22 protein-coding genes are annotated in these 25,969 nt (G+C 61.0%); 6 read left to right on the top strand and 16 right to left on the bottom strand.

From position 1 onward, the window contains the following. Positions 1-100: 100 nt before the first annotated feature. The 5 genes from ACV8MC_RS08765 to betI form a co-directional block, all read right to left on the bottom strand. The gene (locus ACV8MC_RS08765; RefSeq protein ID WP_252886916.1) at positions 101-1,438 is read right to left on the bottom strand and encodes a TldD/PmbA family protein; all 1,338 of its coding nucleotides are present in this window, start codon (positions 1,436-1,438) and stop codon (positions 101-103) included. Continuing rightward, the gene (locus ACV8MC_RS08770) at positions 1,438-2,880 is read right to left on the bottom strand and encodes a TldD/PmbA family protein (protein ID WP_457265036.1); all 1,443 of its coding nucleotides are present in this window, start codon (positions 2,878-2,880) and stop codon (positions 1,438-1,440) included. The genes ACV8MC_RS08765 and ACV8MC_RS08770 overlap by 1 nt, the downstream gene beginning before the upstream one ends. A gap of 261 nt (positions 2,881-3,141) precedes the next feature. Next, positions 3,142-4,845: a choline dehydrogenase gene (betA, locus tag ACV8MC_RS08775; protein WP_252882797.1), complete on the bottom strand. Its 1,704-nt coding sequence runs from the start codon at positions 4,843-4,845 to the stop codon at positions 3,142-3,144. A 206-nt stretch (positions 4,846-5,051) separates the two neighbouring features. Continuing rightward, positions 5,052-6,524 (bottom strand): betaine-aldehyde dehydrogenase, encoded by a 1,473-nt coding sequence (betB, locus tag ACV8MC_RS08780; protein WP_039757620.1) that lies wholly within the window; start codon positions 6,522-6,524, stop codon positions 5,052-5,054. Between the two features lie 88 nt (positions 6,525-6,612). After that, positions 6,613-7,206, bottom strand: a complete 594-nt coding sequence (gene betI / locus ACV8MC_RS08785) for a transcriptional regulator BetI (protein WP_041476768.1) — start codon at positions 7,204-7,206, stop codon at positions 6,613-6,615. Between the two features lie 486 nt (positions 7,207-7,692). On the opposite strand from betI, the gene ACV8MC_RS08790 reads away from it, so the two are divergent. Next, a complete protein-coding gene (locus ACV8MC_RS08790) occupies positions 7,693-9,633 on the top strand; it encodes a BCCT family transporter (RefSeq protein WP_223630511.1) in 1,941 nt (646 codons plus the stop codon). Positions 9,634-9,902: 269 nt separating this feature from the next. Here the strand turns inward: ACV8MC_RS08790 and choV are convergent, their stop codons facing one another. The 3 genes from choV to ACV8MC_RS08805 form a co-directional block, all read right to left on the bottom strand. Next, complete coding sequence (gene choV, locus ACV8MC_RS08795) at positions 9,903-11,081, bottom strand: choline ABC transporter ATP-binding protein (protein WP_016772804.1); 1,179 nt, start codon at positions 11,079-11,081, stop codon at positions 9,903-9,905. Beyond that, positions 11,078-11,923, bottom strand: a complete 846-nt coding sequence (gene choW / locus ACV8MC_RS08800) for a choline ABC transporter permease subunit (RefSeq protein ID WP_016772805.1) — start codon at positions 11,921-11,923, stop codon at positions 11,078-11,080. The genes choV and choW overlap by 4 nt, the downstream gene beginning before the upstream one ends. A 77-nt stretch (positions 11,924-12,000) precedes the next feature. Further along, positions 12,001-12,948, bottom strand: a complete 948-nt coding sequence (locus ACV8MC_RS08805) for a choline ABC transporter substrate-binding protein (protein ID WP_016772806.1) — start codon at positions 12,946-12,948, stop codon at positions 12,001-12,003. Between the two features lie 435 nt (positions 12,949-13,383). On the opposite strand from ACV8MC_RS08805, the gene ACV8MC_RS08810 reads away from it, so the two are divergent. Together ACV8MC_RS08810 and gbdR are read left to right on the top strand one after the other, a co-directional pair. Next, the gene (locus ACV8MC_RS08810) at positions 13,384-14,760 is read left to right on the top strand and encodes an L-serine ammonia-lyase (RefSeq protein ID WP_056786515.1); all 1,377 of its coding nucleotides are present in this window, start codon (positions 13,384-13,386) and stop codon (positions 14,758-14,760) included. Between the two features lie 547 nt (positions 14,761-15,307). After that, positions 15,308-16,411 carry a choline metabolism transcriptional regulator GbdR gene (gbdR, locus tag ACV8MC_RS08815; protein WP_007949927.1) on the top strand — a complete coding sequence of 368 codons (1,104 nt, stop codon included), beginning with the start codon at positions 15,308-15,310 and terminating at the stop codon, positions 16,409-16,411. Positions 16,412-16,484: 73 nt separating this feature from the next. Here the strand turns inward: gbdR and ACV8MC_RS08820 are convergent, their stop codons facing one another. The 6 genes from ACV8MC_RS08820 to ACV8MC_RS08845 all read right to left on the bottom strand — a co-directional run bounded on the left by ACV8MC_RS08820 (position 16,485) and on the right by ACV8MC_RS08845 (position 21,965). Continuing rightward, positions 16,485-16,748, bottom strand: coding sequence for a hypothetical protein (locus ACV8MC_RS08820; protein ID WP_008083190.1), 264 nt, complete (start codon positions 16,746-16,748; stop codon positions 16,485-16,487). Positions 16,749-17,119: 371 nt separating this feature from the next. Next, complete coding sequence (locus tag ACV8MC_RS08825; RefSeq protein ID WP_457265039.1) at positions 17,120-18,283, bottom strand: gamma-butyrobetaine dioxygenase; 1,164 nt, start codon at positions 18,281-18,283, stop codon at positions 17,120-17,122. 26 nt (positions 18,284-18,309) lie between these two features. Further along, entirely contained in the window at positions 18,310-18,786 is a 477-nt protein-coding gene (locus ACV8MC_RS08830) for a thioesterase family protein (protein WP_122699698.1), read from the bottom strand. 127 nt (positions 18,787-18,913) lie between these two features. After that, positions 18,914-19,879, bottom strand: a complete 966-nt coding sequence (locus ACV8MC_RS08835; protein WP_056786523.1) for an L-carnitine dehydrogenase — start codon at positions 19,877-19,879, stop codon at positions 18,914-18,916. 133 nt (positions 19,880-20,012) lie between these two features. Further along, positions 20,013-20,900, bottom strand: coding sequence for a 3-keto-5-aminohexanoate cleavage protein (locus tag ACV8MC_RS08840; RefSeq protein ID WP_457265041.1), 888 nt, complete (start codon positions 20,898-20,900; stop codon positions 20,013-20,015). A gap of 120 nt (positions 20,901-21,020) precedes the next feature. Next, positions 21,021-21,965, bottom strand: coding sequence for a choline ABC transporter substrate-binding protein (locus tag ACV8MC_RS08845; protein ID WP_071173857.1), 945 nt, complete (start codon positions 21,963-21,965; stop codon positions 21,021-21,023). Positions 21,966-22,156: 191 nt separating this feature from the next. Here ACV8MC_RS08845 and ACV8MC_RS08850 point away from each other — a divergent pair, with 191 nt between their 5' ends. Continuing rightward, positions 22,157-23,101 (top strand): GlxA family transcriptional regulator, encoded by a 945-nt coding sequence (locus ACV8MC_RS08850; protein ID WP_041476759.1) that lies wholly within the window; start codon positions 22,157-22,159, stop codon positions 23,099-23,101. Positions 23,102-23,244: 143 nt separating this feature from the next. On the opposite strand, the gene ACV8MC_RS08855 is transcribed toward ACV8MC_RS08850, so the two are convergent. Both ACV8MC_RS08855 and ACV8MC_RS08860 read right to left on the bottom strand, forming a co-directional pair. Beyond that, complete coding sequence (locus ACV8MC_RS08855; RefSeq protein ID WP_016772815.1) at positions 23,245-23,661, bottom strand: DUF3010 family protein; 417 nt, start codon at positions 23,659-23,661, stop codon at positions 23,245-23,247. Between the two features lie 47 nt (positions 23,662-23,708). Beyond that, positions 23,709-24,110 carry a lysozyme inhibitor LprI family protein gene (locus ACV8MC_RS08860; protein ID WP_039757631.1) on the bottom strand — a complete coding sequence of 134 codons (402 nt, stop codon included), beginning with the start codon at positions 24,108-24,110 and terminating at the stop codon, positions 23,709-23,711. Positions 24,111-24,341: 231 nt separating this feature from the next. Between ACV8MC_RS08860 and ACV8MC_RS08865 the strand changes: the two genes are divergently transcribed. After that, entirely contained in the window at positions 24,342-25,319 is a 978-nt protein-coding gene (locus ACV8MC_RS08865; RefSeq protein WP_024014597.1) for a dipeptidase, read from the top strand. 105 nt (positions 25,320-25,424) lie between these two features. Continuing rightward, positions 25,425-25,955 carry a 4-vinyl reductase gene (locus ACV8MC_RS08870; RefSeq protein WP_039757633.1) on the top strand — a complete coding sequence of 177 codons (531 nt, stop codon included), beginning with the start codon at positions 25,425-25,427 and terminating at the stop codon, positions 25,953-25,955. Positions 25,956-25,969: the final 14 nt, after the last annotated feature.

The raw sequence follows: 25,969 nt of genomic DNA on the forward strand, positions 1-25,969 counted from the left end.
TGTGGGAGCGAGCCTGCTCGCGAAGAGGCCATTTCATTCAACATTGATGTCGATTGATCTAACGCTTTCGCGAGCAGGCTCGCTCCCACAGGTTTTGCATTTACAGCGTCAGCGTGAGTCGGCTGACCAGCGCCCCCGGCAACAGCGATGACGAGGTATTGCGCTGGCTGTACGTACTCGCCGAGAGCAGCAGCTCACGCTCGGTGGTCAACGCTTCCAACTGCGAACCGAGCAGGTTGTAGGCGCTGTCGTCGAAGCGCATGGTGCTGACCGGCGCCTGGATCTCGCCGTTCTCGACCCAGAAGGTCGCGAAGCGGGTCATGCCGGTCATGCGCGCCGCAGGTTGATCCGAGTAGTTCAGATACCACAGGTTGCTGATGTACAGCCCGGTGCCCAACTGCTTGAGGATCTCTTGCTGCGACAGATCACCGGCGGCCATGTTCAACGCACTGGGCATCTCGCCGCCGCCCGCACCGTTCGCCGCCAGACCATATTCGGCGGCGCTGCGCGAGCCCACCAGTTGATCGCCGGCCTTGCCCTCGATGATCAGACGCAGATCGCTGCGCGGATAACCCTCGGCGGAAAACGCCGGGCTCAGGGACTCGCTGACTTTTTCATCCAGCGACAGCAACGGGCTGAACGCCTGATCGCCGACGTAGAGCTTCTGCAACGGGCTGCTCTTGCTGGCGATCGATTGCGCCGAGAACCCGCCCCAACTGAGCATGCCCATGATTTCTTCCAGTGCCGCCGGCGCCAGATAGGCGCGGTACTGTCCCGGTGCCAAAGTGCGTAACGGTCGGCCGAGAAACTCCAGCTGTTCGCGGGCCTGGGCGAAACGCCGGGCAAACCCTTCGTCTCTCCAGTCGTGCCCGGCGTAGCTGGCCTTCACCGCTTCGCCGTTTTCGTGGAACAGGCTGAAGTCGAAATTGAAGCTGTTGGCTTCATGCCAGCCGAACGCGCCGGCGGAGCTGGCGAACCCGCGACTGATCGGGCCGGCAGCATAGAAACCGACCAGATCCAGACCTTCAGCGGCAGCGCAGATTTGCCCGACGACATCTTCGGTGTCCGGCAGCGGATGCGCTTGTACGTGCGTGCTCTGCCAGCTGTTGTGATTGAGCAGCAGGTACGGATCCTGCGGCAGCAGCGGCAGGGTTTCGCGCAGTTGTTGCAGGCCCTCGGCGAGCCGTTGCAGATCGGCTTCCTGATCCCCGGACAAGGTGATCTGCAGGTCGGCGTGGCGACCGTCGTCGATCAGTTTCAGGCCGATGTTGGCCTGCTGTACTTGCCCGGCCTGGCGCACCTTGGCGTGATTGAAGCGCACGAACGCCGAGGCTTCGGCGGCGTAACTGAGCGTGAACTGTTCCGGCTCGCGCACGCTGTCGCGCAGCCAGTTGACCATGACCTTGAAGGCGTCGGACTGACGCTTCGAAATGCTCATCAGGCGTCTCCCCCAAACACATCAATGTTGCTGAATACGCAGGCCGGCGAAGCGTGGCCGACGCGAATCACCTGGTTCGGTTCGCCCTTGCCGCAGTTCGGCGTGCCCAGCACCTTGACGGTGTTGGCATCGCCGACGGCGCGCAGGCTCTTCCAGAAGTGCGCGGAAATGGCCCGGTAGTTGGGATTTTTCACCACGCCTTTAAGTTCACCATGCTCGATCAACTGGCCCCATTCGCAGCCGAACTGGAATTTGTTGCGTGCATCGTCGATCGACCACGAGCGGTTGGTGCTCATCAGAATGCCGTGCTCGATACCACCGATCATCTGCTCCAGCGTCTGATCGCCCGGCTCGATGTTGAGGTTGGCCATGCGGTCGATCGGTGGCCGGTTCCAGCCGCAGGCGCGGCTGTTGGCAACGCCATCGAGGCCGGCGCGATATTGCGACAGCGCTCCGCCCAGCGGCCGCAGTAAAAGGCCGTCGCGAATCAGGAATTGTTTGCTCGCCGCGGTGCCGTCGTCGTCATGGCCGTAGCTGGCGAGTTCTTCCGGGATGCCGGGGTCGAAAGTCACGTTGAGCAAATTCGAGCCGTATTGCAGGCTGCCGAAATCGCTGGTCTTGACGAAACTGGTGCCGGCGTAATTGCGCTCATCGCCGAGGATGCGGTCGAGCTCCAGCGGGTGACCGATGGATTCGTGGATCTGCAGCATCATCTGATCGGGCATCAGCAGCAGGTCGCGCCGGCCTTGCGGGGTGTTCGGCGCGAGCAGCAATTGCAAGGCCTGTTCGGCGACTTGCGGACCGGCACCGACCAGGCCGCAACGGCTGATGACGTCGGCGCCACCCTGCTGGCCGAAGTTCTCGCGGCCGAGGCTGCGGGTCTGGCTGTCGTTGCCGTCGTAGGCGGTGACGTCGAGGCTCGGATAGACAAAGCGCTGGGCCTGACGCAATTCGGCGCCGGCGCTGCTCAGGTAGATCTGCTCGACGTTAGTGATGCCGATGCTCACCTGCCAATTGACCAGGCGCTCATCCTTGGGCACCGAGGCGGATTCCGCGCCGAGCAGATCGAAGCATTCGCTCAGGGACGGGAAGGGCTGTTCGAGATTGGGTGAAAAATAATCAGCGCGATCGCTGGAAAGCGGCTGCTCGCGCAGATCGAGCAAGGCGTGCGGCTTGAGCCGGCGGGCCTGTTGCTCAGCGCGCTCGAGAGCGGCTTGCAGGCCTTGTTGCGAGAGGTCATTGGTCGCCGCATAGGCTTCGACGCCATTGACCCGGACGGTGAGCATCACCCCTTCATCGCGGCTCAAACTCGGCGGTTCGGCGACGTTCTTGCGCACCGATAGATACTGCCCGGACTCGCGCACATATCGCAGGGAAAAAAATTCAGCGCCCGTGCGCAAGGCAGCAAAGCGCTGCTTGAGCTGGGGGTGGAAATCGAACATTCGGGAACCTCCTTGTAATGGAGTAGCGGCATGGCGACAGCGGGGAGGGGTGAAACGGTTGCGCGAGGTCTAGAGTAGGCCTGCGTGGGGGTAGGATCAAGTGAAGAGGGGGTGTAGGGGGATTTACTGTGCAGCGGGTAAGTGTGTGTTGCTGTGAGGGCCTCTTCGCGAGCAGGCTCGCTCCCACAGGGGATTTGTGAATGCCACAGATCCAGTGTGGGAGCGAGCCTGCTCGCGAAGGCGGCGCCTCGGTACTACGACTTACTGCGTAACCGGGGTGATATCCCGCATCGGCTTGCCTTTGACCGGTGCGCCGTTCGCGACGTAATAAGCAGCGGTGCTGCGCGGCAGCGGCTTGCGGCCACGGATCTTATCGGCGATTTTCTCGGCCATCATGATCGTCGGCGCGTTGAGGTTGCCGGTGGTGATGATCGGCATGATCGAGGCATCGACCACGCGCAGGCTCTGCATGCCGTGCACACGACCTTCGCCATCGACCACGGCCATCTCGTCGGTGCCCATCTTGCACGAGCAGGACGGGTGGAACGCGGTTTCGGCGTGCTCGCGGATGAACTTGTCGAGCTGCTCATCGGTTTGCACTTCGATGCCCGGGCTGATTTCGCGACCACGGTATTGATCGAGTGCCGGTTGCTGCATGATTTCGCGGGTCAGGCGGATGCCGTCGCGAAATTCCTGCCAGTCCTGCTCGGTGGCCATGTAGTTGAAGAGGATGCTCGGGTGCTGGCGCGGGTCCTTGGATTTGACCTGGATGCGACCACGGCTGGGCGAACGCATGGAACCCATGTGCGCTTGGAAACCGTGCTCTTTCACACCGTTGCTGCCGTTGTAGTTAATCGCCACCGGCAGGAAGTGGTACTGGATGTTCGGCCATTCGAATTCCGGACGCGAACGGATAAAACCGCCGGCCTCGAACTGGTTGCTGGCGCCGATGCCGGTGCCGTTGAACAGCCACTCGGCACCGATCGCTGGCTGGTTGTACCAGAGCAGTGACGGGTACAGCGAAACCGGTTGGGTGCAGGCGTATTGCAGGTACAGCTCAAGGTGATCCTGCAGGTTTTCACCGACGCCCGGCAGATCGTGGACCACCGGGATGTCGAGGCTTTCCAGCAGTTTCGCCGGGCCGACACCGGAGCGCTGCAAAATTTGCGGCGAAGCGATGGCGCCGGAGCACAGCAGGACTTCCTTGCGCGCCTTGGCTTCAACACGTTCTTCAGCGTCGCCGATCAGGTAACGCACGCCGACCGCACGCTTGCCTTCAAAGAGAATCTTGTCGGTCAGGGCGTGGGTGACGATGGTCAGGGTCGAACGTTTTTTGGCGATGTCGAGGTAGCCACGGGCGGTGGATGCACGGCGGCCGTTCGGCGTCACGGTGCGGTCCATCGGGCCGAAGCCTTCCTGCTGGTAACCGTTGAGGTCTTCGGTACGCGGGTAACCGGCCTGCACGCCAGCTTCAACCATGGCGTGGAACAGCGGGTTGTTGCCGGCTTTCGGCGTGGTCACGCTGACCGGGCCGTCGCCACCGTGGTAATCGTTCGGGCCGATGTCACGGGTTTCGGCTTTGCGGAAATACGGCAGACAATCGAGGTACGACCAGTCTTCCAGGCCCGGCAGTTTCGCCCAGCCGTCGTAGTCCATGGCGTTGCCACGGATGTAGCACATGCCGTTGATCAGCGAAGAGCCGCCAAGGCCCTTGCCGCGACCGCATTCCATCCGGCGACCGTCCATGTGTGGCTCTGGATCGGTTTCGTAGGCCCAGTTGTAGCGACGACCCTGCAGCGGGAACGCCAGCGCGGCGGGCATCTGGGTACGGAAGTCGAGGCGGTAGTCCGGCCCCCCGGCTTCGAGCAGCAGAACGGTGACGCCTTCGTCTTCAGTCAGACGGGTCGCCAGAGTGTTACCGGCCGAGCCGGCACCGATGATGATGTAATCGAATTCTTGGGACATTGAATGCACCCTCTTTGAAGTTGGTCAGGTCAACTGTGACCGCGCACCTGTGGCGAGGGGATTTATCCCCGTTCGGCTGCGCAGCAGTCGCAGAGTCAGCGACTGGTTCTGTCTGGAGAATTGCAGTGTCTGGAGGGGGGGCGCTTCGCAGCCCGACGGGGATGAATCCCCTCGCCACAATGGCCCCACCCGGACTCTGAGTCAGATCAGAACACCGAGACGTAATCGCCCAGCTCGACCTGTACCGATTTGATGCGGGTGAAGTTGTTCAGCGAGCTGATCCCGTTCTCACGGCCCACACCCGACTGCTTGTAGCCGCCGACCGGCATTTTTGCGTCGGACTCGCCCCAGGCGTTGATCCAGCAGATACCGGCTTCCAGTTGATGAATCACGCGGTGGGCGCGGTTCAGGTCTTTGGTGACGATACCGGCAGCCAGACCGAAGTCGGTGTCGTTGGCGCGGCGGATCACTTCTTCTTCGGTTTCGTAGGAGAGGATCGCCATGACCGGACCGAAGATTTCTTCGCGGACGATGGTCATGTCGTCGGTGCAGTCGGTGAACACGGTTGGCGCAACGAATGCGCCTTTGGCGAATTCGCCGTCGGTCAGGCGACCACCGCCGCACAGGACGCGGGCACCTTGTTCCTTACCTTTTTCGATGTAGGCCAGCACGCTTTCCATGTGGGCGAAGCTGACCAGCGGGCCGAAATTGGTGTTTTCGTCTTCCGGGTTGCCGACGCGGATGCGCGCAACGCGCTCAACGATCTTGGCCTCGAACGCGGCTTTCAGGTGCGCCGGTACGAATACGCGAGTGCCGTTGGTGCAGACCTGACCGGAGCTGTAGAAGTTGGCCATCATCGCCGTATCGGCGGCGCGATCCAGATCGGCGTCGTCGCAGATGATCAGCGGCGACTTGCCGCCCAGTTCCATGGTCACGTCTTTGAGCGACGAAGCCGAAGCGCTGGCCATGACTTTCTTGCCAGTGTCGGTGCCGCCAGTGAAGGAGATTTTCTCGATGCGCGGGTGCTCGGTCAGCCAGGTGCCGACTTCGCGGCCGCTGCCGGTCAGGACGTTGAACACGCCGTTCGGCACGCCGGCTTCGGTGTAGATCTCGGCCAGTTTCAGAGTAGTCAGCGAGGTGACTTCACTTGGCTTGAAGATCATCGCGTTACCGGCCGCCAGGGCTGGAGCGGATTTCCACAGCGCGATCTGGATCGGGTAGTTCCACGCGCCGATACCGGCGACCACGCCCAGCGGCTCGCGACGGGTGTAAACGAAAGAGGTGTCACGCAGCGGAATCTGCTCGCCTTCGATGGCGGGCACCAGGCCTGCGTAGTATTCCAGCACGTCAGCGCCGGTGACGATGTCGACGTACTTGGTTTCGGAGAAGGATTTGCCGGTGTCCAGGGTTTCCAGCGCGGCCAGCTCATCGTTGCGCTCGCGCAGGATGTCGACGGCGCGACGCAGGATGCGCGAACGCTCCATGGCCGTCATCGCGGCCCAGATTTTCTGGCCCTTTTCGGCGCTGACCACGGCGCGCTCGACGTCGTCTTTGGTCGCACGTTGCACCAGTGCGAGGACTTCACCGTTCGCCGGGTTGATGGCTTCGAAGGTGGCGTCGCTGCCGGCGTCGGTGTACGCGCCATCGATGTAGAGTTTTTGCAGTTCGAAACGGGCCATAGTGTCCTCGCAAGTGCATTGGTGGTTGGCGTTGACCACCGCGATCACGCTGCGGTGGAGTTCAGGGGCCGAGCATTTTCTGTGTGCTCTAGCTCACCTTCTTGGCCAATTGGAAATCCATGTATTCGTAAGCGATCTGTTGCGCCTGAGCGGTGTCGAAAGCGTCTCCCGACAGCGCGCCGCGCAACCACAAGCCGTCAATCAACGCTGCCAGACCCCGGGCGGCGCTGCGCGCATCTTCGAGCGGCAGCACACGGCGGAACTGGCAGCACAGGTTGGAATACAGACGGTGATCGTTGATCCGCTGCAACCTGTGCAAAGACGGCTGGTGCATGCTGGTGGCCCAGAAGGCCAACCAGGTTTTCATTGCCGGGCCATTGACTTGGCTGGCGTCGAAGTTGCCTTCGATGATCACCTGCAGATGCGCCCGTGGGTTGTCATCTGCCAGCGCCTGACGGCGCGCGGTGACGCTCTCGCTGAGGGCGGTCATCAGGTACCGCATCGTGGCGGCGATCAGGCCGTTCTTGTCCTGAAAGTAATGACTGATGATGCCATTCGAGACACCGGCCAAACGGGCGATCAGCGCAATGCTGGCGTCCCCCATTCCGACCTGATCGACCGCTTGCAAAGTGGCTTCGATCAATTGTTGGCGGCGGATGGGTTGCATACCGACCTTGGGCATCTTGCACATCTCCTTAGGCCTTCCGAGAGGCGAATGACGCCGATCGGATTGAGGGCCAGTCTATTTTGTTTTGATTGAACGTTCAATCAACAAAGAATAAGATCTGCGACAATTCGTCGCTGCCTACAGAAAATTCCTACGTGTAATGACGATAAAAACCGACACCTGAAACGGATCGAAACCTGCGTGGGGCATGGCGCGGTTCGCGATTCGAAGGACGTGTTGAAAGGGCAAGACGCTCGGGGTCAGGTTTCGGATGAACGTCCGGCACCTTTGGCCACGAAAGTGAATACGCAACGCCATTTCGGCAGGTTCGGGCTTTTTTCGGAGTGTCTTTATATCACCCGCCGGTCGGCTGCCAACTAACCGATTGGTCGGGTTCCGTGATGCCTTGTGTTCTTCTCTCGCACTGCCTGGAGCATTTGTGCCATGAGTTCTGCCTCGCTAATAAAGACCCCGCCCGAGAAGGTGACGGTCAACGGTTGGGTGTTCTACACCTCGACCGCGCTGATTCTGTTGTTGACCGCCATTCTGATCATCGCCCCGCAAGAGGCCGGCAGAATGTTGGGCATGGCCCAGGCCTGGTTGTCGCGCAGCTTCGGCTGGTACTACATGGTGGTGATCGCCGCCTACCTGGTGTTCGTGGTCGGTCTGGCGTTTTCCTCGTACGGCAAACTCAAACTGGGCAGCAAGGACGACACCCCGGATTTCAGCTACGGCGCCTGGGCGGGGATGCTGTTCTCGTCGGGCATCGGCATTTCGCTGCTGTACTTCGGCGCGTCCGAGCCGCTGGATCACTACTTCAATCCGCCGGAAGGCACCTCGGCGACGAATATGGCGGCGCGGCAGGCGGTGCAACTGACTTTCCTGCACTGGGGCCTGCACGGCTGGGCGATCTACGCACTGGTTGGTCTGGCGGTGGCTTATTTTGCCTATCGGCATAACCAGCCGCTGGCCCTGCGTTCGGCGCTGTATCCGCTGGTGGGCGAGCGTTGGGTCAAGGGCGCGGCCGGTCACGCGGTGGACGGCTTCGGCATGTTCGTGACCCTGCTGGGCCTGGTGACCAACCTGGGGATTGGCTCGCTGCAAGTGTCGTCCGGGCTGGAAAACCTGTTCGGCATGGAGCACAGCAACACCAACCTGCTGATCGTCATCATCGTCATGAGCACCGTGGCGACCATCGCCGCTGTGTCCGGTGTGGAAAACGGCATCCGTCGTCTGTCCAACCTGAACATCGTGCTGTTCAGCGGCCTGCTGATTTTCGTCCTGCTGTTCGGCCCGACCCTGCACCTGCTCAACGGCTTCGTGCAGAACATTGGCGACTATCTCAACGGCGTGGTGCTGAAGACCTTCGACCTTTACGTCTATGAAGGCGACAGCGCCAAGTCCGACCGCTGGCTGGGCCTGTGGACGCTGTTCTACTGGGCCTGGTGGATTTCCTGGGCGCCATTCGTGGGTATGTTCATCGCACGGATTTCCCGTGGCCGCAGCGTGCGTGAACTGGTTGCTGGCGTGCTGCTGATTCCGCTGGGCTTCACCTTGGCGTGGCTGTCGATCTTCGGCAACTCGGCGCTGGATCTGGTGATGAATCAGGGCGCGGTGGAGCTGGGCAAGACGGCGCTGGAACAGCCGTCGATGGCGATCTATCAGTTGCTTGAGCATTATCCGGCGTCGAAAGTCGTGATTGGTGTGTCGATCTTTGTCGGCTTCGTGCTGTTCCTGACCCCGGCCGACTCAGGCGCGGTGATGATGGCGAATCTTTCCTGCAAGGGCGGCAACGTCGATGAAGACGCGCCGCACTGGCTGCGGATCTTCTGGTCGGTGGTGATCACCCTGGTGACCATCGGCCTGCTGTTCGCCGGCAACTTCGAAGCCATGCAGACCATGGTGGTGCTGGCCGGCCTGCCGTTCTCGGTGGTGCTGATCTGCTTCATGTTCGGCCTGCACAAGGCGATGCGCCAGGACGTGCAGATCGAACAGGAGCAAGCACAACTGGCCGAGCGCGGACGCCGTGGTTTCAGTGAGCGCCTGACGCAACTGGATCTGCAGCCGAGCCAATCGGTGGTGCAGCGCTTCATGGACAAGCACGTCACTCCGGCGCTGGAAGATGCAGCGGCGCAATTGCGCAATCAGGGCATTGAAGTGCAGACGCTGCTGGGCAAAGCCAAGCGTTGCATGGGTGTGCGGGTCGAGATGGAAGAGGGCAACCCTTTCGTTTACGAAGTGAGCCTGGATGGTTATCTGGCGACCCCGACCGAATCGGCGCAGTCCGATGAAGCGCGTCAGCGTTATTACCGCGCTGAGGTGTATTTGCACAATGGCAGTCAGGACTATGACTTGATGGGCTTCACCCCGGAGCAGATTACCCGGGATGTGCTCGATCAGTTTGAAAGCCATCGGCAGTTGTTGGGGCGGGTTTATAGCTAAAGTCAAAAGCTGACCCTCACCCCAGCCCTCCCGAAACGTCGGACCGCCCGTAGGGAGAGGGAGCCGACTGAGGTTTCTGGCGTTGTACATTGACCTGAAAGATCGAGTCGATTATGGATTCGGTAAAGCAAGATCAGGTCGGTGCAGATCTGCAGCATCCCCCGATCGGTCCCCTCTCCCTCTGGGAGAGGGCTAGGGTGAGGGGCTATTCCTGACCCAACAAAAAGGGATCGCTCACCGCGATCCCTTTTTTTATCCCACCTGGCGCATTACCCCAGATTCTTGCCCAGCAACGCGTGATACAACTCGCTGTCGCCCAGAATCCCCACCACATGATTGTTATCGTGCAGCACCAGCTTGTTGCCGGTCTGATAACGGATCTGCAGCGCGTCACGCATGCCGATGTTCGAGTCCACCAGCGTCGGTTTGCGCTCCAGGCCTTCCACCGCTTGGCCAGGTGCCCAGTTCTGCAGGTTCAGCACCGAGCCGTTCTGGCGTGCGCCTTTGATGGTGTTGCCTTCGGCCAGGTCCAGCCACGAGTCGCCGCCCGGATCGAGGCACACCGAGCCGTTGATGCGTTTGCACTTGTCCAGCGTGCGCATCAGGCTGCGGCCGCAGAGCACGTTGAGCGGATTGGTGTGGGCGACGAAGGTGCGCACATAGTCGTCCGCCGGGTTGAGGACGATTTCCTCCGGCACGCTGTACTGGATGATCCGACCGTCCTTCATGATCGCGATGCGGCTACCCAATTTGAGTGCTTCATCGAGGTCGTGGCTCACAAACACGATGGTCTTGCTCAGCTTGCGTTGCAGTTCCAGCAGTTCATCCTGCAGACCCTGGCGGATCAACGGGTCGAGGGCCGAGAACGGTTCGTCCATCAGCAGAATGTCGGCGTCCATCGCCAGCGCGCGGGCGAGGCCGACGCGCTGCTGCATGCCGCCGGATAGCTCATCAGGCTTCTTGTTGCGCCATTGGGTCAGGCCGACCAGTTCGAGTTTCTCATCGACCAGTTTCTTGCGTTCCTTCTCCGGTCGGCCCTGCATCTCCAGACCGAAACTGATGTTCTCGCGCACTGTCAGCCAGGGCATCAGGGCGAACTTCTGGAACACCATGGCAATGCGCTTGGTGCGCATCATCTTCAGCTCGGCGGGCGTGCAGGACGCGATGTCGATCTGGCGGTTTTCATGCTCGACGAACAGCTTGCCGCGGCTCACGGTGTTGAGGCCGTTGATGCAGCGCAGCAGGCTCGACTTGCCCGAGCCGGAGAGGCCCATCAGCACGCAGATCTCGCCTTTGTTGATGTCCAGCGTGGCTTTTTCCACGCCGACGATCTGCCCGGTCTTCTTCAGGATCTCGTTGCGGGTCATGCCCTGATCGAGCAGCTTGAGTGCCTCGCGCGGGTCCTTGGAGAAGATTACGTCGACGTCTTCGAAGCGAATTATGCTCATGCGTCACCCCCTACTTTGGCGTCGGGTTGTTTGCAGATACGGTCGAGCATGATCGCCAGCAGTACGATTGCCAGGCCTGCTTCGAAGCCCAGCGCAATATCAGCAGTGTTCAGTGCGTTGACCACCGGTTTGCCGAGTCCGTCGGCGCCGACCAGTGCCGCGATCACCACCATCGACAGCGACAGCATGATGCACTGGGTGATGCCCGCCGCGATGCTCGGCATGGCGTGCGGCAGTTCGATCCTTGAGAGCAATTGGCGACGCGAGCAGCCGAAGGCCTTGCCGGCGTCCATCAGTTCTTGCGGGACATCACGGATGCCCAGGTAGGTCAGGCGGATCGGCGCCGCGATGGCGAAGACCACCGTGGAGATCAGGCCCGGGACCACACCCAGCCCGAAGAGGGTCAGGGTAGGAATGAGGTAAACGAAGGTCGGCACGGTCTGCATCAGATCGAGCACCGGCCGCATCATGGTGTAGAACATCGGTTTGTGCGCGGCGACGATGCCCAGCGGCACGCCGATCAACACGCAGACCAGGGTGGCGAACAGCACCTGGGCGAGGGTTTCCATGGTTTCCTGCCAGTACCCCAGGTTGAGGATCAGCAGGAACGAGGCGACCACGAACGCGGTCAGGCCCCACTTGCGTTGAATCAGATGGGCGATGATGGCAATCAGGCCAATCAGCACCAGTGGGTTGAACCAGGTCAGCGCAAACGTCACGCCGTGGATCATCGTTTCCAGTGTCACGGCGATTGCGTCGAAGGTGTTGGCGCCGTGTTGCGTCAACCATTCGACGAAGCCCGCGATGTACTGGCCTAAAGGTATTTTCTGATCAATCAGCATGGTAGTGAACGTCCGCATGCAAGGAAATTAACAGCCCGGGCAGGCACGCCTGCCCGGCATAAGCGATGCCCCTCAAATCAAGGCGCGAGCTTGGCTTTCACGGCCTCCAGGCCTGGTTTACCGTCAATGGTGGTCACGCCAGCGAGCCAGGTATCGAGCACCTGTGGATTCTTTTTCAGCCAGGCCTTGGCGGCCGCGTCAGGCTTCATCTTGTCGTCGAGGATGTTGCCCATCAGTTCACTTTCCATGTCGACGGTGAACTCCAGGTTTTTCAACAACTGACCGACGTTGCTGCATTCTTCGGCGTAACCCTTGCGGGTGTTGGTCGCCACGGTGGCTGCGCCGAAATCGGGGCCGAAGAAATCGTCGCCGCCGGTCAGGTATTGAATCTTGAAGCGCTTGTTCATCGGGTGCGGTGCCCAGCCGAGGAAGACCACGGCGGTGTCGCGCTTCTGCGCCCGGTCGACTTGCGAGAGCATGCCGGCCTCGGAGGATTCGACGATCTTGAAGCCAGCGGTTTTCAAGCCGAAGGCGTCCTTGTCGATCATGCTCTGGATCAGCCGGTTGCCGTCGTTGCCCGGCTCGATGCCGTAGATCTTGCCGTCGAGTTCTTTCTTGAATTTGGCGATGTCGGCGAAGTCATGCAGGCCTTTGTCGTACAGGGCTTGCGGCACGGCGAGGGTGTATTTGGCACCCTTGAGGTTGGTGCGCACGGTGTCGACGGTGCCGGCATCGCGATACGGCTTGATGTCGTTCTCCATGGTCGGCATCCAGTTACCGAGAAACACGTCCATGTTCTTGCCGTCGGCCAGCGACTTGTAGGTCACGGGCACGGAGATCATGGTGGTCTTGGTCTTGTAGCCGAGGGCGTTGAGAACAACGGAAGTGGTGGCGGTGGTTGCGGTGATGTCGGTCCAGCCGACATCGGAGAAGTTAACGAGGCTGCACTGTGCCGGTTCTGCGGCTTGCGCCAGTAACGGCAGACTCAGCAGGGCGGCCAACAACAACGACGGGGAACCTTTCATGGATGGACTCCTTGGTGTTTTTTTTGGCAGTGTTCCGACTGTGGACCACCGCACTTATGGGTTGCGGTTGGTGGCGTTTTTGAGACAGCTCTACCGCAGCGCCTTGCAATCGAGTCATCCCGATCATGTACCAGTGAAAATCTGACGCCTACAGGGAGGGTCGTATCCAGTACAGGGATGGTCGCTTCCAGTGTCGGTGACGTCGCTTACAGCTTTTTTCCGCCCCCGATGACCTGCTCGACTGCATAAAAACGGCGTATTTGCGGGGCGAAAACGTGACGACGCTGCTGGACATGACTGCGTCGGTGTCAGACGCCGTGCGCGCCGACAAAAGCCCGATGATGCCGGCATTCGGCGGATCGCAGCTTGAGCGTAGCAGCTCCGCCAGCGGGCGCTTTTGCCGCCCGGACCGGTATTCTCAGGAGCTTCGCAGCAATGGCTATCAGCGTTTTCGACCTGTTCAAAATCGGCATCGGCCCTTCCAGTTCCCACACCGTCGGCCCGATGCGCGCCGCCGCACTATTTGTCGAGTCGCTGCGCGGCAAGCATCAACTGGAGCAGGTGCGGCGCATCGAGGTGCAGTTGTTCGGATCGCTATCGGCCACCGGCATCGGCCACGGCAGCGACAACGCGGTGATCATGGGCCTGATGGGCGAGTGGCCGGACGCAATCGACCCGGCGCAGATCGGCCCGCGCATTCAGGCGCTGCGCGAAACCCATACGCTTTTATTGGATGGTCGCCTGTCGGTGCCGTTTGTGTGGGCGCGGGACATGCGCCTGATCGACGAAAACCTGCCATTCCATCCCAACGCCATGACCCTGGTTGCCGAAGGCGAATTCGGTGAGCTGCATCGTGACACCTACTATTCAGTCGGCGGCGGCTTCGTCGTTGATGAGGCGCAAGCGGCCAGCGGTGTGGTCGATCTGGATCGCACCGAATTGCCCTACGATTTCTCCAGTGCGGTCGAGCTGCTGCAGTTGTGCAAAACGCACAACCTGCGCGTCGCCGAACTAATGATGGCCAACGAAAAGGTCTGGCGCAGCGAAGAAGAGATCCGTGCCGGGCTGATGAAACTGTGGCGGGCGATGCAGGATTGCGTCGAGCAGGGCCTCAAGCACGAAGGCATTCTGCCCGGCGGCCTGAACGTGCGGCGGCGTGCGGCGAAGTTGCACCGCAGCCTGCAAGAGCTGAATAAACCCAATGTCATCGGCTCGACCCTGAGCGCGATGGAGTGGGTCAACCTGTTCGCCCTGGCCGTCAATGAAGAGAATGCTGCCGGCGGGCGCATGGTCACTGCACCGACCAACGGCGCGGCGGGGATCATCCCGGCGGTGCTGCACTATTTCATGAAGTTCAGCGAAGCGGTCACCGACGCCAACGTCGTCGACTATTTCCTCGGCGCGGCGGCAGTCGGCATTTTGTGCAAGAAGAATGCGTCGATCTCTGGGGCCGAGGTCGGTTGCCAGGGCGAGGTCGGTTCGGCCTGCGCGATGGCGGCGGCAGGGCTGGCGGAGATTCTCGGCGCCACCCCTGAACAATTGTGCAACGCAGCGGAAATCGGCCTGGAGCACAACCTGGGCCTGACCTGCGACCCGGTCGGCGGGCTGGTGCAAGTGCCGTGCATCGAGCGCAATGCGATTGCCGCAGTGAAAGCGATCAACGCGGCGCAGATGGCTCTGCGTGGCGACGGTCAGCACTTTATCTCGCTGGACCGGGTGATCCGCACCATGCGTGATACCGGCGCCGATATGCATGACAAATATAAGGAAACTTCGCGCGGTGGCTTGGCGGTCAGTGCTGTTGAGTGCTGAGCCAGCCACACCGGGGTGAATGCTTCGCGAGCAGGCTCGCTCCCACAATAGATCTCCAGTGAACACAATATTTGTGGACCCCAGATTCCAATGTGGGAGCGAGCCTGCTCGCGAAGGCGCCAGACCAGTCAAAACTGCTCAACAAAAGAACACCCCAATCCAGCCGCGCCACCTTTTGGCGCGTCGCAATCAGACAAGCGTCATTGTCAGTCGTGACTTGTCAGTCGTTACCTGACCGTCCGTCGTCCGTGCTTGCGGTGACACTCTGTGCAAATCCTCTGCAGGCCAGTTCCCACAAGTGCTACCGATCTGCTCACGGGCTGCGCGGCAGGGCTCTCGCGGCATCTGATGGCACTTCGAAATGGCGTGTTCCGAGGTCTCGTATAGACGCGTCGCGAGGTCGTTTTCAGGAGTTATTGAATGGCCGTCCAATTTCAGGCACGGCAATTGCTCTGTCATAACAAAGCCTGCTTTCTCTGTGAGACGCGGGCAATAACAAGAGCCTCCGCCTGAGGCCGCCACCCGCTTTGTGTGAGGAGATACCGCGATGACGTCGTTCAACTCCGGGGCCCAACCCCAGAACCGTGCGCCTCAATCCATCGGCTTTCTGCTGCTGGACAATTTCACGCTGATTTCCCTGGCGTCCGCCGTTGAGCCGCTGCGCATGGCCAACCAGTTGTCCGGTCGCGAGCTGTATCGCTGGAGCACCCTCACCGTCGATGGCGGCCAGGTCTGGGCCAGTGACGGTCTGCAGATCACTCCCGACGCCTCCATGCACAAAGCCCCGCCTCTGGACACTGTGATTGTCTGCGGCGGCATCGGCATTCAACGCACCGTGACCCGTGAACACGTCTCGTGGCTGCAAAGTCAGGCGCGCCAGTCCAAGCGCCTTGGCGCGGTGTGCACCGGCAGTTGGGCGCTGGCCTGCGCCGGTCTGCTCGATGGCTTCGATTGCAGCGTGCACTGGGAATGTCTGGCGGCGATGCAGGAAGCTTTCCCGCGCGTGGCCATGAGCACACGACTGTTCACCCTCGACCGTAACCGCTTTACCAGTTCCGGCGGGACCGCGCCGCTGGACATGATGCTGCACCTGATCAGCCGCGATCACGGTCGTGAACTGTCGGCAGCGATCTCGGAAATGTTCGTCTACGAGCGCATCCGCAACGAACAGGATCATCAGCGTGTGCCGCTCAAGCACATGCTCGGCACCAATCAGCCGAAGCTGCAGGAAATCGTCGCGTTGATGGAGGCCAATCTGGAAGAGCCGATCGACCTTGATGAGCTGGCAGTGTATGTCGCGGTGTCGCGTCGACAGCTGGAGCGGTTGTTCCAGAAATACCTGCACTGCTCCCCATCGCGCTACTACCTGAAGCTGCGCCTGATCCGCGCCCGGCAACTGCTCAAGCAGACGCCGATGTCGATCATCGAGGTGGCGTCGGTGTGTGGGTTCGTCTCCACGCCGCACTTCTCCAAGTGCTATCGCGAGTACTTCGGCATTCCGCCGCGTGACGAGCGCGTGGGCTCCAACACCACCCAGCAGGTAGCGATGCTGCCGCTGCCGCAGGCCATCGTGATGTCGCCGCTGTCGGGGCCGATGTCAGCGCTGAGTCAGGCACGGAATGAGTCGACGTTTGCCAGCGTAAGGCTGTAGACCGAGTCTGATCGTTCCCACGCAGAGCGTGGGAACGATCAGGTGGGAGCGAGCCTGCTCGCGAAGGGGTTTCTCAGGCGCTGTGGGACTGCTGGTAATCCGCAAGGGCCGGCAACAACTGTTTGTCGATCGCCTGACGCACCGCCGGCTGAATGCTGGCGCCGCTGGTGTACATGTCCTTGACCATCTTGCGCAGTTCGAATGCGCGAACATTATCCAGGCCACGCACCGCGCACTCACAGGCCTGCTCGGCGGTGGTACCGCTCGGCACCTGAATACCCAAGGCCTTGAGCTGGCCCAACAGATCTTCCTGGTCAATCAAATCGGCGTACATCATTACGCAAATCCTTCTGTGGCAACGGAGGTCTTGGCTCGATTCTGGTGGCCCCGACCGGACGCGGCAAGGGCGTTTTGTCGCGGTGGCCGGGACGACTATGAACAGGTCGTTTTCGGCTAACCGACTGGATTGTCGACTAGGCACACTGGCCCCAGCTCGCTTCACGAAGGTTTGGTCACCCTCGCCTGGCAGCTCCTCAACAGTACCCTCCTCAGCTCCGATCCTGTCACGGCTTGATCGGAGTTTTTTTTGCCTGTGAATCAGCCAGAGATTTGTTGTTCCCGCTGGCGCTTTCGCGAGCAGGCTCGCTCCCACTTTGGAATGCGTACCCCTGTGGGAGCGAGCCTGCTCGCGAAGAACGATGACTCGGTTCAACGTTGCAACACCAGAATCCGCGACAACAACTCATCCCGGTCGACATAGCAGCCCTGAAAATGTCGCGCCCCGGTCGCTGGATCAAAAGCATTGCGCGCATGCAGCGTGCGGCGGTTGTCAAAGCACCACAATTCGCCCGGCTTGAGCCGCTGCATCAGCCGGAATCGCGGCTCGCGGGTCATCGCAATAAAGCGCCGATAGGCTCGATACAGCAGCGGCATCTGTGCCACCGACGTATCGAACGCCCCGCGCAGAAAGTTGGCCATGCGAATCTCCGCCACCCGGCCCAGCGCATCCAAAGCAATGACCGGTGCCAGGCAGCGATAGTCGCTGTGCCGGTCCTTGTTGCGGAACTCCACGGGTATTTCACACAGGGCCTCAAACAGCTGCGGATCCTCCAGACGCAAGGCGTCGGCGATCGCAAAACCATCGACGAAAATACTTTCGCCACCCTCGGCATCATTCACCAGGCAATGCAGAAATTGCAGCCCCGGTTGCAGCTCGCGAGTCGGCAGATCCGTGTGCAATGGCAGGTTGAAGGCGGTGTAGGCGTTGCTGTCGGCGTCGGCTTTGGATTGCACATTGAACAGCACGCCGAAGTTGCTTTCGCGGATGAAGGAAATCCGCTGCGCGATGAGCTTCAGCGAGCCCGGCTCGGTGGGCACGCCGCGCACTTGGGTCAGGCCGATGTCGCGCACGGCGAGCAACCATTGCAGCAGCGCGGCGTTGTCGTTCATCAGCGCGGTGTAGTCGAACACCGGCAACTGCAGATCGCTGTGCCACAAACGGGGCTGCGATTTGCCCGCCAGGCGTTCGGCGCGGGATTCGTCGTCATAGGCATGAGCGCGCAGCCAGCCCGGATCGAGGCGGCTGAGGTGACCGTCCTGCCAGTCGATGCGCAGGCAGCCATCGCTGTCGATGCGCGTGGCCAGCGGTTGCAAATCTTCGGCGGCATCGACGCTCTCGAAGACCTGTTCGCGAGTGACGCTGTAGACGCATTGATCACATGGGCAATTGTCGCGCAGCCATACGTGGTGAAACGGGCTGACACGACCGTCAGCCCATTCGATGACAACGCGATCCGCCAGACCCTGCACGCCACCGAGCGCGCTGATCAACGGATAAGTACGAAAATCGGCAACAGCGACGGCGGTGTTCATGGCGGCTCCTTGGCGATGGGGGGGATTTACCGAGCGGGTGGCAGCGCGATCACGCGGCCGATGTAAGCGGGAGCGGGCAGGTCGGTCTGATCCGCGACGATGGCCTGCAAGCGATGCAACGTATCGGGGCTGAACGGTGCCGAGCGCGGGCCGGCGAGGTCGACGTGCAAAAGCATCTGTTCATTGCCGGCCAACTCTTGCTCATCGCCGACCTTGTGCAGGCTGTGGTAGAGGTGCAGGCGCTTGCTGTCATGGCCGATGATTTGCGTGCGCACTTCGACCTCGGTGTCGAGTTTCACTTCGTGCAGATAATTGAGGTGCAGTTCGAGGGTGAACAGCGAGTGGCCGCTGGCCTCGCGGTTGCTGCTGTCCATGCCGAGGCGGTCCATCAGCGCGTCGGTGGCGTAGCTGAAGATCAGCAGGTAGAAGGCGTCGCGCAGGTGGCCGTTGTAGTCGACCCAGTCGGGGATGATGGTGGTTTGGTAGGTGGTGAGGTGGGGCATGGTTTCGGTTCCAACATTGATGATGACTGGACTGCCGTCTTCGCGAGCAGGCTCGCTCCCACATTGAAATGCGTTTACCTGTGGGAGCGAGCCTGCTCGCGAATGGGCCGGAAGCGCTTTGCAAGGTCTATTCGCTGAAACTCATTCCGTGCTTCTCTTTGGTGGTCTTCACCGCTTCAAGCACCGCCAGCAAACAATCATCACGATAGCGCTCCAGCGCCGAAATGCTGTGCCGACCGAGCTGATCAGTGGTGCCATCGACCACATCATCGATCAGCTTGTCGGTCAGCTCCGGTGCCGGCAGATACGTCCACGGCAACTGCAACGCCGGACCGAATTGCGACATGAAGTGGCGCATGCCGGCATCGCCGCCGGCCAGGGTGTAGGTCAGGAACGTGCCCATGAACGACCAGCGCAGACCAGCGCCAAAACGGATTGCATCGTCGATCTCGCCGGTCGTCGCGACACCGTCGTTGACCAGGTGCAACGCCTCACGCCACAGCGCTTCAAGCAAGCGATCGGCGATGAAACCCGGCACTTCCTTGCGCACATGCAACGGGCGCATGCCGAGGGACTGGTAGACTTGCATCGCCGCTTGCACCGCCTCGGGCGCGGTGTTTTTGCCGCCGACCACTTCCACCAGCGGCAACAGATACACCGGGTTGAACGGATGCCCGACCACGCAGCGTTCAGGGTGCGTCGAACTCTCGTAGAACTCGCTGGGCAACAGGCCTGAAGTGCTGGAGCCGATCAGCGCATCGGGCTTGGCCGCGGCGCTGATTTTGCTGTGCAGATCGAGCTTCAGTTCCAGCCGCTCCGGGGCGCTTTCCTGGATGAAGTCGGCGTCACGCACGCATTCCTCGATGGTCGCGACAAAACGCAGACGATCCTGCGAAGCACCCGGCGCCAGGCCGTTCTTCTCCAGCGCGCCCCAGGCATTGGCCACGCGTTGGCGCAATGCCGCCTCAGCGCCGGGCGCCGGATCCCAGGCCACTACATCGAGGCCGTGTGCGAGGGCACGGGCGACCCAACCACTGCCGATGACACCGCTACCGAGAGCGGCGAAGGTTTTGATTTCGGTGATAAAGCGCATGGTGATGTCCTGAAGAGTTCGAAGAGCCCTGTAGGAGCTGCCGAAGGCTGCGATCTTTTGATCTTGCTTCTAAAAAATCAAAGTCAAAAGATCGCAGCCTTCGGCAGCTCCTACAGGTGAAATGGGTGATGGATCAGCCGCGCTGGGTCAGGCCCATTTTCTTCCGGCCTTCTGCCGGTGTGAGCACCCGGGCACCGAGGCGGCTGAGGATCTCCGTGGCGCGCTCAACCAATTGGCCATTGGTCGCCAGCACACCTTTGTCCAGCCACAAATTGTCTTCCAGGCCGACCCGCACGTTGCCGCCGAGCAGCACCGCTTGCGCCGCCATCGGCATCTGCATGCGGCCGATGCCGAAGCCGGCCCACACCGCGTCGGCGGGCAGGTTGTCGACCATGGCTTTCATCGTGGTGGTGTCGGCCGGTGCGCCCCACGGGATGCCCAGGCACAGCTGGAACAGCGGGTTGTCGAGCAAGCCTTCCTTGATCATCTGCTTGGCGAACCACAGATGCCCGGTGTCGAAAATCTCCAGTTCGGCCTTCACCCCCAGTTCGGTGATGCGCTTGGCGCCGGCGCGCAGTTGCGCCGGGGTGGAGACGTAAATGGTGTCGCCGTCGCCGAAGTTCAGCGTGCCGCAATCGAGGGTGCAGATTTCCGGCAGCAACTGTTCAACGTGGGCGAGACGGGTCAGCGGACCGACCAGATCGGTGTTCGGGCCGAACTCCATCGGGTTCTCGCCAGCGCCGATTTCCAGGTCGCCGCCCATCCCGGCGGTGAGGTTGACGATGATGTCGACGTCCGCCTCGCGGATGCGCTCCATCACTTCGCGGTACAGCGCCACGTCACGGCTGAACTTGCCGGTCTGCGGATCGCGCACATGGCAGTGCACCACGGTGGCGCCAGCCTTGGCCGCTTCCACCGCTGCAGCGGCAATCTGTTTCGGGGTGATCGGCACGTGTGGACTTTTGGCGGTCGTGTCGCCAGCACCGGTAAGTGCGCAGGTGATGATGACGTCGTGGTTCATGGTGCGTTTCCTTCAGGCGTGATGGGTCTGTCCGCAACCCGTTGCGGGGCTGCGAAGCTTGATTGAAATACCCTCTCCCTGTGGGAGAGGGTCAGGGTGAGGGGCTCTTCAATCGAGGGGTTATTTGCTGGTCAGTTGCAGATTTTCAGCAGCCGGTTTGCCATCGAAAGTCGTCACACCTTCAAGCCAGCGCTGTTTGTCTTCGGGGTGATCCTTGAGCCACTGCTTCGCCGACTCGAAGGCATCCTTGTGATCGAGCAGCGGCTGCATCATCCGGCTCTCGGATTCGGCGGTGAAAGTCAGGTTGGCCAGCAGGCGGCCGATGTTCGGGCATTGCTCGGCGTATTTCGGCGCGGTGACCGTCCACACCGTGGCCATGCCTTCGTTCGGGCCGAGGGCGTCTTCGCTGCCGGTCAGATAGGTCATCTGGATGTTGACGTTCATCGGGTGCGGCGCCCAGCCGAAGAACACTACGGCTTCCTTGCGGCGCACGGCGCGATCGACGGCGGCGAGCATGCCGGCCTCGCTCGATTCGACGAGCTGGAATTTGCCCAGACCAAACTGGTTCTTGGCGATCATCGCTTTGATCTGCGTGTTGGCGCCCGAGCCTGGCTCGATGCCGTAGATCTTGCCGCCCAATTCCTTCTCGAATTTGGCGATGTCGGCGAAAGTTTTCAGCCCCTTGTCGGCCAGATAAGTCGGCACGGCGAGAGTGGCGCGGGCATCTTTCAGGCTCGGTGCTTCGAGCACTTTCACCTGATTGGCCTCGACGAACGGCGTGATGGTCTGCGTCATCAGCGGGTTCCAGTAGCCGAGGAACAGGTCCAGGCGCTGATCGCGAATCCCGGCAAAGATAATCTGCTGGGAGGCGCTGGTCTGTTTGGTGCTGTAGCCGAGGCCGTCGAGCAGGACCTGGGTCATGGCACTGGTGGCGATCACGTCGGTCCAGTTGACCACGCCCATGCGTACGTTCTTGCAGGAGGCCGGTTCGGCCGCCATCACGCCGGTGCTGAAGAAAGCGGTACCGCTGAGTGCAAGAACGCAGCTGCTGATCAGTCGTTTCATGTCGGGTTCCTCGGCAGTTCGATTATTGTGGTTCCCGGCATCTGCGCGCCGGTGAGGCCAAGTTACGCAGCTATAGGCCCGTGAAAGCGCACTGCGGCGACTGGCATTTGCACTGTAGCGACCTGCGCGCTTGAACGCCGCCGATAATCGGCGTATCAACGAGCCACGCGACCCGCCAACCGAGTGCGCCCATGTCCCAGGATTTCTACTTTTTGCTGATGCCGGGGTTCTCCGCCATCGGCTTTATTTCCGCGATCGAACCGTTGCGCGTGGCCAACCGTTTTCGCGGCGAGTTGTACCGCTGGCATGTGCTCAGCGCCGATGGCGGCGCGGTATTGGCGAGCAACGGCATGTCGGTCAACGCCGATGCAGCGCTGGAGCCGCTGAAGAAAGGCGCGACCTTGCTGGTGGTGGCCGGCTTCGAACCGCTGAAGTTCATCACGCCGACGCTGGAACACTGGTTGCGCAGGCTGGACAACGACGGCGTAACCCTCGGTGCGATCGACACCGGCAGCTTCGTCCTTGCCGAAGCAGGCCTGCTCGACGGCCATCGCCTGACCCTGCACTGGGAGGCGATCGATGCCTTCAAGGAATCTTATCCACAGCTCAGCGTCACCCAGGAGCTGTTCGAGATCGATCGGCGGCGGATCACCTCTGCGGGAGGTACGGCCTCGATTGATCTGATGCTCGACCTGATCGCCCAGGCCCACGGCCCGCAACTGGCGATTCAGGTCAGCGAGCAGTTTGTGCTCGGGCGCATACGCCCGCGCAAGGATCACCAGCGCATGGAAGTCGCCACGCGTTACGGCATCAGCAACAAGAAACTGGTGCAGGTGATCGGCGAGATGGAACAGCACAGCGAACCACCGCTGACCACGCTGCAACTGGCGGAGTCGATCAAGGTGACCCGGCGGCAACTGGAGAGGTTGTTCCGGCTGCACCTGAACGATACGCCGAGCAATTTCTATCTGCGGTTAAGGCTGGAAAAGGCCCGGCAGTTGCTGCGCCAGACCGACATGAGCGTGCTCGAAGTCAGCATTGCCTGCGGGTTTGAATCGCCGTCGTATTTCACCCGCAGTTATCGCGCGCGTTTCGCCCGCTGCCCCCGGGAAGACCGGCGTACCGCGCAGGCGTGAATGGTTTCAGCACCACCCTAGAACCCTGTGGGAGCGGGCTTGCCCGCGATGAGGCCCGCACATCCAACATTGTTATTGCCGGACACACCGCCATCGCGGGCAAGCCCGCTCCCACAGGTTCCAAGGTGATTTCGGGAATCGGCTTATTTCTTCACCAACGCCGAGCACGCCGCCTTGTAAGCCTCATGCTGATATTTGTTCAACGTCCCGGGCAGCTCGAAATTGTGCTTCTTGGCCTGGGCATTGATCGTCTGCGGCGACAGCAGCGTCACCTCACAACCATCAAGCAACTGAAACACGCCCTCGATCTTGAACGTCGTCGGCCCACCGGCAAACTCGCCCTTTTTGCTGCGCTTCTTGATCGCAATCCGGTCCACCGAGTTCTCCCGCACAAACGATGCCACCTGCGCCGCGAACCGCCGCACGTTCGCCGCCTCGTCGTCGTCATCCAGAGCAATCTTCTTCGTGGCGAGAGGGACGTGGCTCAACGTCGAACCATCGAGCGCCGCCACGGCGATGATCGCTTCGCTGCCTTTGATTTCAATGCCGCAGATGTTCATGGGAATCCTTAGACTGGCTTAAGAGGTTCAGCTTACAGCTCAAACACTCACTCCTGCCCAATCGACTCCAAAAACTCCGACCGTTCATCACTCATCCGCGCCACGCAATCATTCTGCGCAATGGTGAACGCCTTGCTCCCCGCCGTTGCCGGGAACGCTTCCACCGCGCAATCCGCATCCCGCGTCTTCAACCACTGCTGCTGGGCGGTTTTCAGTTTGGCGGTGATGTCGGCCAGTTGCGTCGGGTTCTTGCCGTATGCGGTCTGCATGCGTTCGTTGAGGCTGGCGTAGTTGTCTTTGAGCAGGTCTTCGGCGGTGCTGCGGCTGTAGGCGGAGCATTCCAGGGTCTGGATGTCGTTTTCCACCGCGTCGCACGGGTTGTTCTCGGATTCTTCGGCGGCGTGGGCGCCGGTCGCAATCAGTGCCAGGGCGAGGATTATTGATTTCATTGGGGTCGCTCTAATCCGTTGGTAGGTGCAGGCTGCGGCAGATTCTGGCGCAAGCGCGCGGGCTTGAACAGCCAGCCGAGGAGGGCGGCTGACGACCCTTTGTCGCGGATTGACGCTTTCGGCAATTCCCCTGTCGTTTTTGCACCCGGTCGCCCCGGCACCGAGGCATATGCTGGCCCCAAAGCGCCGGCAGACGATTCGGCGCATGAATTGCCAATAAGGGGACGCCTGATGAGCCCAGCCGAATTACACGCCGACAGCATCGTTATCGACGGTCTGATCATTGCCAAATGGAACCGCGAGCTGTTCGAAGACATGCGCAAGGGCGGTCTGACGGCGGCCAACTGCACTGTGTCGGTGTGGGAAGGCTTTCAGGCGACCGTGAACAACATCGCTGCCAGCCAGAAACTGATCCGCGAAAACAGCGACCTGGTGATGCCTGTGCGCACCACCGCCGACATCCGTCGCGCCAAGGAACAAGGCAAGACCGGCATCCTCTTCGGTTTCCAGAATGCCCATGCCTTTGAAGATCAGATCGGCTATGTCGAGGTGTTCAAGCAGCTCGGCGTCGGTATCGTGCAGATGTGCTACAACACCCAGAATCTGGTAGGCACCGGTTGCTACGAGCGTGACGGCGGTCTGTCAGGTTTCGGTCGCGAAATCGTTGCCGAGATGAACCGCGTCGGCGTCATGTGCGACCTGTCCCACGTCGGTTCCAAGACCTCCGAAGAAGTCATTCTCGAATCGAAAAAACCGGTCTGCTACTCGCACTGCCTGCCGTCGGGTCTCAAAGAACATCCGCGCAACAAGTCCGACGCAGAGTTGAAGTTCATTGCCGACCACGGCGGTTTCGTCGGCGTGACCATGTTCGCGCCGTTCCTCGCCAAGGGCATTGATTCGACCATCGACGATTACGCCGAAGCCATCGAATACACCATGAACATCGTCGGCGAAGACGCCATCGGCATCGGCACCGACTTCACTCAGGGCCACGGTCAGGATTTCTTCGAATACCTGACCCACGACAAGGGCTACGCCCGCCGCCTGACCAGCTTCGGCAAGATCATCAACCCGCTGGGCATCCGCACAGTCGGCGAATTCCCCAATCTCACCGAAACCCTGCTCAAGCGCGGCCATTCCGAGCGTGTGGTGCGCAAGATCATGGGTGAGAACTGGGTAAGCGTCCTTAAGAACGTCTGGGGCGAATAACGCTTTCTCAAGACCGCCGCCGATCTGCCCCCTCTCCTGCGGGAGAGGGCTGGGGTGAGGGCCGCGGCCAACACTGAACCATCATTTTTCTGGAGTTAAGTTTCCATGGCCAAGATCGCCCCGCAATTGCCAATCGAAGTCGACAGCGAGACCGGTGTCTGGACCTCCGACGCCCTGCCAATGCTGTATGTGCCGCGTCACTTTTTCGTCAACAACCACATGGGCATCGAGGAAGTGCTCGGCGCTGAAGCCTATGCCGAGATCCTCTACAAGGCCGGCTACAAATCCGCCTGGCACTGGTGTGAAAAGGAAGCAGAATGCCACGGCCTGGAGGGCGTCGCGGTGTTCGAGCACTACATGAAACGCCTGTCGCAGCGCGGCTGGGGTCTGTTCAAGATCCAGGACATCGACCTCGACAAAGGCACCGCCAGCGTCAAGCTCGAGCACTCGGCGTTTGTCTATGTCTACGGCAAGGTCGGGCGCAAGGTCGATTACATGTTCACCGGCTGGTTCGCCGGCGCCATGGATCAGATCCTCGAAGCCCGTGGCAGCAAGATCCGTACTGTGGCCGAACAAGTCTACGGAGGCTCCGAAGAGGGCCACGATGACGGCTTGTTTATCGTCAAGCCGTTGTAATCCGAGGACCGTGC

This window comes from Pseudomonas sp. PK-RTE-24 (genome assembly GCF_054052265.1).